Annotated in this window: 9 protein-coding genes; 4 read left to right on the forward strand and 5 right to left on the reverse strand. The window is 72.3% G+C overall.

What is annotated here, in order from left to right; translation table 11 throughout:
• The first annotated feature begins 33 nt into the window (after positions 1 to 33).
• The gene (locus tag E6G06_07405; GenBank protein ID TML91962.1) at positions 34 to 972 is read left to right on the forward strand and encodes an SDR family oxidoreductase; all 939 of its coding nucleotides are present in this window, start codon (positions 34 to 36) and stop codon (positions 970 to 972) included.
• Here the strand turns inward: E6G06_07405 and E6G06_07410 are convergent.
• Complete coding sequence (locus tag E6G06_07410; GenBank protein TML91963.1) at positions 962 to 2098, reverse strand: glycosyltransferase; 1137 nt, start codon at positions 2096 to 2098, stop codon at positions 962 to 964. The two genes, E6G06_07405 and E6G06_07410, sit on opposite strands and share 11 nt — an antisense overlap.
• A gap of 17 nt (positions 2099 to 2115) precedes the next feature.
• On the opposite strand from E6G06_07410, the gene asnB reads away from it, so the two are divergent.
• Positions 2116 to 4050, forward strand: a complete 1935-nt coding sequence (asnB, locus tag E6G06_07415) for an asparagine synthase (glutamine-hydrolyzing) (GenBank protein TML91964.1) — start codon at positions 2116 to 2118, stop codon at positions 4048 to 4050.
• A gap of 18 nt (positions 4051 to 4068) precedes the next feature.
• On the opposite strand, the gene E6G06_07420 is transcribed toward asnB, so the two are convergent.
• Entirely contained in the window at positions 4069 to 5520 is a 1452-nt protein-coding gene (locus E6G06_07420; protein ID TML91965.1) for a hypothetical protein, read from the reverse strand.
• Positions 5521 to 5697: 177 nt separating this feature from the next.
• On the opposite strand from E6G06_07420, the gene E6G06_07425 reads away from it, so the two are divergent.
• Positions 5698 to 6540, forward strand: a complete 843-nt coding sequence (locus E6G06_07425) for a glycosyltransferase family 2 protein (GenBank protein TML91966.1) — start codon at positions 5698 to 5700, stop codon at positions 6538 to 6540.
• Between the two features lie 100 nt (positions 6541 to 6640).
• Positions 6641 to 8227 (forward strand): hypothetical protein, encoded by a 1587-nt coding sequence (locus E6G06_07430; GenBank protein ID TML91967.1) that lies wholly within the window; start codon positions 6641 to 6643, stop codon positions 8225 to 8227.
• A 23-nt stretch (positions 8228 to 8250) separates the two neighbouring features.
• Here E6G06_07430 and E6G06_07435 read toward each other — a convergent pair whose 3' ends face one another.
• Genes E6G06_07435 through E6G06_07445 form a run of 3 tightly spaced genes read right to left on the reverse strand, consistent with a single transcriptional unit; the run spans position 8251 to position 11430 of the window.
• Entirely contained in the window at positions 8251 to 9387 is a 1137-nt protein-coding gene (locus tag E6G06_07435) for a glycosyltransferase family 2 protein (protein TML91968.1), read from the reverse strand.
• The gene (locus tag E6G06_07440; GenBank protein ID TML91969.1) at positions 9173 to 9952 is read right to left on the reverse strand and encodes an FkbM family methyltransferase; all 780 of its coding nucleotides are present in this window, start codon (positions 9950 to 9952) and stop codon (positions 9173 to 9175) included. The genes E6G06_07435 and E6G06_07440 overlap by 215 nt, the downstream gene beginning before the upstream one ends.
• Positions 9952 to 11430 carry a hypothetical protein gene (locus E6G06_07445; protein TML91970.1) on the reverse strand — a complete coding sequence of 493 codons (1479 nt, stop codon included), beginning with the start codon at positions 11428 to 11430 and terminating at the stop codon, positions 9952 to 9954. The genes E6G06_07440 and E6G06_07445 overlap by 1 nt, the downstream gene beginning before the upstream one ends.
• Positions 11431 to 11461 lie beyond the last annotated feature (31 nt).

Here is an 11461-nt window from a genome sequence, read left to right on the forward strand (position 1 = left end):
GCGCGTCCGAGGGACGCAGTATCGCCGTCACTCATGCGGGCACTGGTAACCGGCGGCGCCGGGTTCATCGGCTCGAACCTCGTCGGCGCGCTCGTCGACGCCGGCGGTGACGTCGTCGTGCTCGACGACCTCTCCACGGGCTTCGCGGAGAACATCGCCGGCGCCGCCACGGTCGTCGAGGGCGAGGTGTCCGACCCCGATGCTGTCGCCCGGGCGGTGGCGGGGTGCGAGATCGTCTTTCACCTGGCTGCCCATCGAGCCGTGCTGCGGTCGGTCGAGCAGCCCCTCGAGACCGACCGGGCCAACGTCGGGGGCACCCTCACCGTCCTGGTCGCGGCGCGCGACGCCGGAGCCCGGCGCGTCGTCTACGCGTCGTCGTCCTCGGTGTACGGCGGCGCCGAGCAGCTCCCGACACCCGAGACGGCGCCGCTGCTGCCCCGCTCGCCGTACGCGGTCTCGAAGCTCGCGGGAGAGCACTACTGCCGCGTGTTCTGGGAGCTGTTCGGGCTGGAGACGGTCGCGTTGCGGTACTTCAACGTCTACGGGCCCAGGCAGCGCCCCGACAGCCGTTACGCGGCGGTGATCCCGCTGTTCGTCGACGCGCTCTTGCGCGGCGTGCCGCCGGAGGTGCACGGCGACGGCCTGCAGAGCCGGGACTTCACGTTCGTCGCCGACGCGGTCGCCGCCAACCTGCGCGCGGCAGAGGCGCCCGCACGGCGCTGCGCGGGGCGCGCGTACAACGTGGCGGGCGGGGCGGCGTACTCGCTGCTCGACCTCCTCGCCATCCTCGAGCGCATCATCGGCGTCGGCGTGCCGCCGTCGTTCGCCGCACCCCGCGCCGGCGACGTGCGTCACACGCAGGCGGACATCGGCGCCGCCGCAGCCGAGCTCGGGCACCGCCCGTCGGTGTCGTTCGAGGAGGGACTGGCACGCACGGTCGAGTGGTTCCGTGCGCGGGGAGTCAGCCGGTGAGCCGGTCGTAGGTCGCCTCGATGTGGCGCACGGCGTCGACGATGTCGTACTGGAGGCCGCGCCGCAGGGCCGCCTCGGCCATGCGCCCGCGCAGCTCGGGGTCGGTCGCCAGCGCTTCGAGCGCGGCGGCCAGCAGGTCGGGTCGTGACGGCGGCACGACGAGGCCCTCGACCCCCTGGCGCACGGCCACCACGGGCAGCCCCACCGCCAGCGCCTCCATCAGCGCCACCGGATAGCCCTCGTAGAGGGACGCGAGGGTGAAGATGTCGCAGGCCGCGAGCACGCGCAGCGCGTCGTCCCGGTAGCCGAGGAAGCGGAACCGGTCTCCGAGGCCGAGCTCCGCGTGACGCGCCCGGATCTCGGCCTCGAGCGGCCCCTGGCCGACCGCCACGACGCGCAGCTGCGGCACGCGGTCGGCCACGATGCGGACCGCGGCCAGCAGGTCGGGGTAGCCCTTCTGGGCGCGGAAGTTGGCGATGGTGCCCACCACCACGTCGTCGGGCCCGAAGCCCAGCTCGCCGCGCACCGCTTCCCGCTGGGCGCGGACCGCCCGGGCGGCGTCGACCGCGGTGCCGTGCACGACCGTTCGCACCCCGGCGCGCAGCCGGCGCGGGACGGATCGCCGGACGTCGTCGGAGACCGCGAGGTGGGCGTCGTCGAGCGAGAAGGTGACGGCGTTGACGACACGCGTCGGGAAGACGTAGCTCCACCATTCGTTGTGCTCCGTCGTGACGACGCGCGGTCGCTGCGCCTTCGGCAGCGTGCGCACGACGAGTCGAGCCACTCCCGCGACCATCGGCGAGTGGAGGTGGAGAATGTCGTAGCCGGGCGTGATCAGGAGCCGGCGCAGGCGAGCGGGCCATCCGACGTCGCAGGGCCGGCGCACGTCGAGGCAGTGCACGGTGACGCCCGCGGCGCGCAGGTCGTCGGTCAGCGCGTCCTTCCAGGGGAGGAGGTAGGCGACCGAGATCGCGAACCGCGTGTGGTCGTGGGCCCGGGCGGCGGAGAGAAGCAGCCGCTCGGCACCCCCGGGGCCGAGGCCCTTGATGAGCCAGAGCACCCGGACCCGGCCGCCGGCTCCTCCGCGGCGGCCTCCGGGGCCGGGGGCGCCCTCCGGGCCGCTCATGGGAGGATCACCCGGCAATGTGTGGCATCGCCGGCCTGCTCGACGTGTCCCGCGGGACCTCGGCCGCCGACCTCGAGGCGGTCGCGCTCGACATGGCGGACACCCTGCACCGGCGCGGGCCCGACGACCGAGGCGCGTGGGCCGACCCCGGCGCGGGTGTGGCGCTGGCGTCGAGGCGCCTCGCCATCGTCGACCTGTCGCCGCTCGGACATCAGCCCATGGTGTCAGCCTGCGGCCGCTTCACCGTCGCCTACAACGGTGAGGTCTACAACCACCGCGCCCTCCGAGCCGACCTGGAGGGGGCCGGTTACGAGTTCCGCAGTCACTCCGACACCGAGGTGCTGCTGGCCGCCGTGTGCGTCTGGGGCCTCGACGGCGCGCTCGCCCGTTGCAACGGCATGTTCGCCTTCGCGCTCTGGGACCGCGAGGCGCGCTCGTTGCACCTCGTGCGCGACCGGCTCGGGGAGAAGCCGCTGTACTACGGCCGGGTCGGGCGGCGCGTGGTCTTCGGCTCCGAGCTCAAGGCGCTCCGCGCCCACCCCGGCTTCGCTCCGGACGTCGACCGCGACGCGCTCGCCGTCTACCTGCGGCTCTCCTATGTCCCATCGCCGCACACGATCTACCGCGGCGTGCACAAGCTGCCGCCGGGCACCGTTCTCACCCTGGGGCCCGATCTCGGCCCAACGCTGCCCGCGCCCCGGCGCTACTGGTCGCTCGCCAACGCGGTCGACGAGGCCGTCTCGCACCCGTTCGAGGGCTCGGCCGAGGACGCGTGCGAGGAGGTGGACGGCCTGCTCCGCGACGCGGTGGCGAGCCGCATGCAGGCCGACGTGCCGCTCGGCGCATTCCTGTCGGGCGGTGTCGACTCGTCGACCGTCGTCGCCCTCATGCAGGCGCAGAGCGACCGACCCGTGCGCACTTTCACGATCGCCATGCCCGCGGCCGGCTTCGACGAGTCGCGCGAGGCGCGCGCCGTGGCCCGGCACCTCGGCACCGACCACACGAGCGTCGAGCTCACGCCGAGCGACGCGCTCGCGCTCGTGCCGCGCCTGCCCGAGCTCTACGACGAGCCCTTCGCCGATCCCTCGCAGCTGCCCACCCTGCTGGTGTCGCAGGTGGCCCGGCGCGACGTGACGGTGGCGCTCTCCGGCGACGGAGGCGACGAGGTGTTCGCGGGATACAACCGCCACGTGATGGGGCGCCGGCTCTGGCACCCGCTCGAGCGGGTGCCCCGCCCGGTGCGGTCGGCGGTGGGCAGCGCGCTGTTGCGCGTGCCCCCGTCGTGGTGGGATCGCGGCGCCGGGCGCCTGCCGGCGCGCGCGACGGTCCGCAACGCGGGCGACAAGCTGCAGAAGCTCGGCGGTCTGTTGGGCGCTACGAGCGCCCTCGAGCGCTATCGCGTGTTCATCAGCCAGTGGCCCGAGCCGGCGGGGCTCGTCGTCGGGGCCAAGGAGCCGCGCACCCTCCTCACCGATGCCGCGCACTGGCCGCCCGGTCTCGACGCGACCGAGCTGATGGTCTTCCTCGACACCGCGGTCTCTCTCCCCGACGACATGCTCACCAAGGTCGACCGGGCGAGCATGGGTGCGAGCCTCGAAGCGCGGGTACCGCTGCTCGACCACCGGGTGGTCGAGCTCGCGTGGCGGCTCCCGCTCGACATGCGTATCCGGGGCCGCGAGGGCAAGTGGGTGCTGCGCCGGGTGCTCGACCGCTACGTCCCCCGGGCCCTCGTCAGCCGCCCGAAGATGGGGTTCGACCCGCCGCTCGGCGAGTGGCTGCGCGGGCCGCTGCGCGAGTGGGCCGAAGGCCTGCTCGACGAGCGACGGCTGCGCCGCGAGGGCTTCATCGAGCCGGCGCCGGTGCGCGCCGCCTGGGACGAGCACCTCAGCGGCCGACGCAACTGGGACTACCGCCTCTGGGCGGTCCTCATGTTCGAGGCCTGGCTGGGTTGACGCCGTGGCCGCGGCCCGTCACGCGTTGACCTTCTCGAACACGAGCGCGGACAGCGACGGGTCACGGATGCGCTTGGCGCGGTCGCGCGACCTGGCGTGGCCCACCACGCGCAGCCGCGGGTCGCGGCGCAGGGCCCGCTCCCACTGCTGCGACCGCGCCTGGAACAGCTCGACGTACTCGGGATTGTGCGTGGCGATCGTCTCCACCGGTTGGAGCAGGGCGACCCGCGCGCCGACCGGGAGGCGGTCGACGAGGGGCACCAGGTCGTGCGCCGGTGTGCTGCGCCGGAGTCGTTCGACGACATCTCGCCAGTCGAACACGTCGTCGTCGGGCACCGGGCCCATCGGCGTGGCGAACCGGAAGTGACCGCGGAGGTAGTAGTGCACCACCGGCACCTGCTCGGGATGCGCGGAGACCACGAGGTCGCCTGCACGCAGCTGGGGCCTCAGCCGCGCCGCGATCTCCTTCACGTTGGCTCGGATGTCGAGCCGGGGACGCGGTCCGTGCTGGAACGCGCTGACCGGGCCCACCCACGCGATGACGATGATCGCGGTCATCGCGATACCCGCCCACCCTGCACGGGCCAGCCCGACGGCGGCGACGAGGAGGGCCGCGCCGGTCACGGCCACCAGGTAGCGCGTCGCCCAGTTCGGCTCGAACTGCGAGACGAGCCATCCCAGCAGCAAGGGCGCCACGACGAGCACCGCGCCGGCGACGACCGCGGCGGTCTGGCGCCAACGGAGCCGCGGCGATCGAATGAAGCCGAACAACGCGACCAGCCCGACGACGCCCGCCGCGGTCACCGTGCCCATGACCGCACCCGCCGCGTCGATGAGGTCGTTGACACCGGGCACGGGCGACCAGGGCGCACCCGTGTGGCGCGTCTGGTCGAGAAGGGTCGGCAACCAGGGAAGGAAGAGGGCGCCGACCGCACCGAACGCCAGCGCGGCATCGACCACGAGCCGACGACGATCGACTCGCAGCAACGCGATCGGCACGAGGGCCAGCGCCGCTCCCGCAACGAGGTACAGGCCCCAGTTGTGCGTGTACAGCAGCAGGGTCGTGCTGGCGACGAACGCAGGGAGCATGCGCCGACGGCCGAACGCGAACGCATGGAGGAACGTCGCCACCATCAGCAGGGCCAGCAGCGCCACCAGCGTGTACGAACGGGCCTCGAAGCTGAACGCGCTCAGCAGGGGGTTCGCCGCGGTCAACACCGCGCAGATCCAGCCCGCCTTCCGCCCGAAGAGGCTCCACCCGGCCCACAGCGCAGTCGGGATCATGGCCAGCCCGAACACGAGCGAGAGGGTGTGCAGTGCCACCTCGCTCCGCCCGAAGGCCGCCATCCATCCCTTGAGCAGCAGGTAGTAGAGGGGAGGCGCGCCGTCGCCGAGCAGCACCTGGTGCAGCTTGCCGAGCGGCTTGGACGCCACGCCGACCGACAACCCCTCGTCGATCCACAACCACACGCGCACGCCCTTCCATCGCACGAGGCCGGCTGCCGTCACTAGCGCGGCGAGGACCCAGAGGTCGAGCGGTCGGGGTCGCGCTCGCGCGCGCGCGATCCGGGAAGAGGGCTCGGCTACCGCGGTTGCTGCGATGGGGGCTTACTCTACGCGGGTGCTGCGCGCCGACCGCCTCGCCCGGTGAGCCCGGAGCGCGACACGCCACTCGTGAGCATCGTCGTGCCCACCTACGACCGCGCCGGCTTCCTGACCGAGGCGCTCGCGTCGGTGGTGGCCCAGACGGTGGAGGACTGGGAGTGCGTCGTGGTGGACGACGGCAGCCCAGAGCCGGTCTCGCTGCCCGAGTCAGTGGACCCGCGCATACGGCTCGTGCGCCGCTCGCGGAACGGCGGCCCGGCAGCGGCGCGCAACACGGGGCTGCTCGAGGCGCGCGGCGCGTTCCTCACCTTCCTCGACGACGACGACCTCTACACCCCCGACCGGCTGGCGCTGGGCCTCCAGGGCGTGGCGCGGGCGCCGGTGGCCGTGTGCTGGGTCCAATTCCTGGACGAGCTCGGCACGGAGCGCGGACGCCGGCTCGAGGGTGACGTCTCCGACACCATCCTCGACGGCCTCACACCGTCGCTCGGCGCGGTCACGCTGCCCCGTGAGCTCGCGCTCGCATTCGACGAGCGACTCGACAACATGGAGGACGTCGACTGGTGGCTACGCACCGCGAAGGCCCACCGGTTCACGACCGTGCCCCGCGTCGGCTACCTGTTCCGCCGGCACCCGGGCGCCCGGCACCGCACCGACGCGGCCAGCCGCGTCGCGGACAACCTCCGGTACCTCGAGCGGGAGGCCGACTACTTCGATCACCACCCGCGCGCCGCCGCGCTGCGGTGGAAGCGGGTTGGCCTCCTGGCCGAGGCGGCCGGCGACCGGCGCCAGGCGCGGCGCGCCTACGCGCGCGCCCTGCGCCGCCGGCCCGCCCCGGCAACCGTGAAGCACCTCCTCCGCGTGCTGCCGCCGAGCCGCCCATGAACCGTTCGACGGGCGGGGGTGAAGGCGCTCCGTTCCCTCGGTACCATCAGAGAGGGCAGCCGGGCGTTCTCGCGGGGCGCCGACCGACGTGAGGGGTTCCGTGCAAACAGCCGAGCAGCAGCGGGTCGAGACGCCTGGGCTCGTCCCCGCGCGCCGACGCACCCTCGGTCGGCCGTGGACGACGATCCTCGGGCTCTCCGCGCTGATGGCGTTGCTCGGCTTCCTCGGCGGCCAGCTGCTCGGCGCGTGGTACTGGGTGGACGAGTCGATGACGGTCGGGATCTCGTCACACCCGGTGACCCAGATACCCACGGTGCTCCGTCAGGACGGCACGCCCCCGCTGTTCTACGTCCTGCTGCACTTCTGGATGCGCGTCTTCGGCACGGGTGAGCAGGCCACCGGTTCCCTCGCGATGATCTTCGCGCTCGCGTGCGTTCCCGCCGCCTTCTGGATGGGCTCGAGCCTCTTCGGGCGCCGGGCCGGCTGGTACTGCGCGGTACTCGCGTCCACCAACGGGTTGATCATCAGGTACTCGAACGAGACCCGGATGTACTCCTTGTTGGCGCTGCTCTCGATTCTGGCGACGGGCGCCTTCCTGCACGCCTTCGTCTTCCGGCGCCGCGGCTACCTGCCGCTGTTCTCGGTGGCGCTCTGCGCCATGCTCTACACCCATACGTGGGCGGTGTTCTTCGTCGCCGCCACGGCGGTCGCACTCGTCCCGTGTCTCGTCCGAGCTCCCGACCGCCGTCGGGTCCTGTTCGACGCGCTGCTCGCGTTCGGCGCCGCAGGCGCGGGCTTCCTGCCGTGGGTTCCCAACCTGCTGTACCAGCGAGCGCACACGGGCGCGCCGTGGGCGTCGCTCCCGACGGCGAAGGAGCTGTTCGTCCGCCCCGTGCTGCTCCTGGGAGGGTGGACGTCCTTCCTGATCCTGGCACCCGTCGGCGGGCTCGGCGTGGCCGAGATGGTGCGGCGGCGTCGTTCCCGCCCGAGCGTGGCGTACGGCATCGCCGCGCTGATCATGGCCACCTTCCTCGTCACGGCCTGGATCGGCGCGCACCTCAACCCGGGGTGGTCGCCCCGGTACTTCGTCGCGGTCATCGGGTCGATCGTCCTGGTGGCGGGGGTCGCGCTGTCGCGAGCCGGACGGTGGGGACTCGTCGTGCTCATCGCCCTTGCCTTCATCAGCGCACGGCCTGACGGACTCTTCTCCGAGCCCAAGTACGGGATGGCCGGGCTGTCGAACCTGAAGGGAGCGGCCCGCTCGATCGCGCCACGGCTGCGGCCCGGTGATCTCGTCATGAGCATGGAGCCGGGGCAGCTCACGACGCTGTATCACTACCTGCCGCCCGGCATGAGGTACGCGACGAGCATGGGCCCGAGGAGTGATCCCGGCGTCATCGACTGGCGCGACGTCGTCACCCGGCTCGAGCACGCCGACGTCCGTCGCAACGTGGCCGAGCTCGTCAACGCGGTGCCCGTCGGTGGCCACGTCGTGGTGGCTACACCGAACTTCATCCGAGAGACGGATCTGACGCGCTACTTCAAGCTCGTGAACCGAGACGGCCGGGTGCTCATCCAGACGGTCGCCCGCGATCCCAGGCTCGTGCAGCAGGTCGTGGTGCCGCGCGAGGGCACCTATCCCGTCGGCGCGTCCGCACACCTGCGGGTGTTCGAGCGCACCAGCTGACCGGGGACGTCTCGTCGCCGGCGTCACCTGCGGGTGAGGAGCGCACGCGCCGTGAACGGGCCGTATCGCCTGAGCACGCGAAGCCCGGAGCGGGGGCCCGCACCCGTGACGGCGCGCGCGAGGGAGCTCAGGCCCTTCGCGCGCTCACCGGCCTCCAGCCAGCGTGCGGCCAGCTGAGCCTGCAGACCCGTCGCCACGTCGGGGAAGGGGCGCAGGGTCGCTCGGTGCCGGTCGAGCACGAACGCGAGCTCCTCCGCCGCGAGCCGGTTGCCGAAGACGTCGCTGGCGCGCGTACCTGTGTGCTCGCGGCAGATGACGAGGGGCTCCGGCACCACGCGCAGGCGCCAACGCGTCCCCATTCGCAGGCACAGCTCCGTGTGCTCGCAGGTCGACACCGGCCGCTGGCCACGCGGCAGGAACCCGCCCACCTCGTCGAGCGTCGCTCGGCTCACGAGCAAGGTCGAGAGGTTGTTCGTGACCCAGATGCGGCTCGGCGCCTGCGCGGGCGGCGTGACGACGCGCGTCGCCCCGCGCTCGTCCACCCAGCGGTACGCGGCCAGCACCGCATCGAGGGGGCGGCCCGCCGACGCCGCCTCCGTGAACACCGCCACCTCGCGCTCGAGCTTCGCCGGCTCCCACAGGTCGTCGCTGTCGAGGATGGCGACGAGCGGGCCGCGCGCGGCGTCGAGGCCGGTCTGGCGAGCCGCCTGTGGGCCCGCGCGCTCGGATCGCTCGACGAGGGTGACGCGCGGGTCGCCCGCGGCGAGCGTCCGCAGCGCCTCCACGCTGCCGTCGTCGCTCGCGTCGTCGACGAGGTAAGCGTGCCAGTCGCCGTACGTCTGGGCCCGCACCGACGCCAACGCGTCGCCGGTCAGCCCGGCACGGTTCCGCGTCGGGATGATGACGTCGACGGGGAGCGTCTGAGGGTGGGGCCGGTCGATGACCCTACCCTCGCTCGCGCGTCGAGCGGGCTCTGAGCACGCAGTCGAACTCGACCGCGCCCAGGCCGTCCCGATCGCGGGTGACCGGGAACATGCCCGTGATCTCGAACCCCAGGTCTTGCAGGCGCCCGAGGGCGTCGACGAGCGCGGGCATCCCCTCGTAGATGGGCACCACCGGGAGCTCGGTGACGAGGGCCGCGACGCGCTCGAGCACGCCACTTGCGCCGTGCAGCACGTCGAGGTCGGAGCCCTGGGTGTCGAGCTTGAGGAACGTGACCGGGTCGGAAAGTGGCCGGACCGCGGCATCGAAGACGTCGTCGAGGCGGCGCACCTCCACGCGCTCCTTGCGGGGCTCGAGGCGCAGGGCGGCGAAGCGGTCGATCCCGAAGGAGCTGGGACCGAGCAGGGAGTTCAGCGAGCTGTCGGGCGTGAACAGGTTGAGCTCGGCGGTGCCGGGCGCGCGGCCCAGCGCGCATTGGAAGCCGCGCCATCGCGCGTCCGCCGCGTAGCGCCGGGCGAGCTGCGCATACGCGGCGGAGGCGGGCTCGAACGAGGCGACGTGGCCGACGTAACCGACGTCGCGTCGGAGCCGTTCGACGAACTGACCGGTGTTCGCGCCGACATCGAGAACGCAGTCGATAGCGAGCACCGCGAAGAGCCGCCGCAGGTGGGGGGTCAGGTAGTTGCTCTCCGATTCGCGCATGACGGAGACGCCCAGCTTGCGGGCCGCACGTTGGGCGAGCTTGACCGCGGACGCCGCCCGTGATGGGGGCCGACCCGCCATCAGCCGGAAGGCGCGGGCACGGCCGCCGGCGTCGCCTCGTCGCGGTCGCCGGCGCCGTCGTCGTCGTCCGGCTCGCCCACGTTCGTGCAGATGGTGACGATCGTGGCGGCGGCCGCGACCAACAGCAGCGGCACCACCGGCAGATGGAAGCGCACGTCGCCGAAGAAGATGAATATCGGGAGGATGAGCCCCACCATGGCCAAGAGGAAGAACTGGCGACGCGGGTGCCGGCGCGACGTGAAGAAGCGGAGGCCCAGCAGCCCGAGCGCCGATGTGGACCAGAACCAGAAGTTCGCCGCGGTCTCGAACACCGCCCGGATGCGCGGCCGGATGAACTTGCTCGTGCCGTACGACTCGGACGCGTCGAGCCCGTCGTAGTCGTTCTGCACCGTGTAGTAGGCCTTCCAGAACCCGAGGCGGAACTCGTCGAGCGGGTGCTTGCGCATGTACTCGAGGGCGCGCCTCATCGTGAGGCTGTTGCGCCGGATCTCGTAGGCCGGCCGCGTCGTGTCGCCGAGGTCGTGGAAGCAGTAGTCCTTCCTGGAGATGTCGTTGGGGTTGATGTTGACGTCGAAGGCACCCGTCGCGCCGGGGTGACGCCCGATGCAGAGGTTGTCGCCCAGGTTGGTGGAGATCAGCACCGGTGACTTCATCACGATGATGTTGCGGATGGTCCAGGGTGCGATCACCACCGCAGCCGTGATCCCGATCACCGCGAGGTACTCCACCGCGCGACGCCACCCGAGACCCGCGAGCAGCCAGACGACCAGCAACCCGGGCAGGACGAGGAACGAGATGGGACGGACGAGCGCCGACGCGCCGAGCAGCGCGCCGAAGAGCACCAGCTGCCAGCGTCCGAGCCGCCCGGTCCATGGCCGCCACACCATGACGACCAGGGCACCCATCATGATGAAGTTGAAGAGTGTCTCGGTGAGGGCCACGGCAGTGTGGAAGATCAGGTTGGGATAGACCGCGATCAGGCCCGCCGCGACGATCCCGATGCGGTTGTCGAAGAGCCGCCGCCCCGCCTCGAACACGAGGAGCACCGTCCCCATCCCCAAGAGGAGGTTGAAGGCGGCGATGGCCACCGGCTCGTTCTCGCCGAAGGGGAACAGCTTCATGATCGTGAAGATGAACCCGAGGGCCGCGGAGTAGCCGACGGGGTAGTAGGCGGTGGGCTGGCCCTGCTGCGGGCCGTTCACCAGTCGGTAGCCGTCGCCATCGCCGATGGAACGGCCGTAGACCGAGTAGAAGAGCGGATCGTGGAAGCCGCGGGCGGGACGGGCCGCGTAGATGACCCACGACAGGCGAAGCCCGAAGGCGACGAGCAGGATCGCCACCAGCCAGCGCCGCTGGCGGCGGGTGAGCGCAGTCACGTCGGCGCCGCGGCTGTACGCCAGGGCCACGCGGTCGCGCAGCCGGGGCCGTGATGTCGCATGCATGTGGCGCGAGAGCGTAGGGGATCCCCGCTCCGTCATGATCGCCGGCTCGGCGCACGCCGCGAGAGGA

It is taken from the genome of Actinomycetota bacterium (assembly GCA_005888325.1).
Lineage (GTDB): Bacteria > Actinomycetota > Acidimicrobiia > Acidimicrobiales > AC-14 > AC-14.

Bases quoted from the DNA above. Each gene is read 5' to 3' on its own strand.
- asnB (TML91964.1), top strand. From the start codon at position 2,116: ATGTGTGGCATCGCCGGCCTGCTCGACGTGTCCCGCGGGACCTCGGCC.
- E6G06_07445 (TML91970.1), bottom strand. From the start codon at position 11,430: ATGACGGAGCGGGGATCCCCTACGCTCTCGCGCCACATGCATGCGACA.
- E6G06_07410 (TML91963.1), bottom strand. From the start codon at position 2,098: ATGAGCGGCCCGGAGGGCGCCCCCGGCCCCGGAGGCCGCCGCGGAGGA.
- E6G06_07405 (TML91962.1), top strand. From the start codon at position 34: ATGCGGGCACTGGTAACCGGCGGCGCCGGGTTCATCGGCTCGAACCTC.
- E6G06_07440 (TML91969.1), bottom strand. From the start codon at position 9,952: ATGGCGGGTCGGCCCCCATCACGGGCGGCGTCCGCGGTCAAGCTCGCC.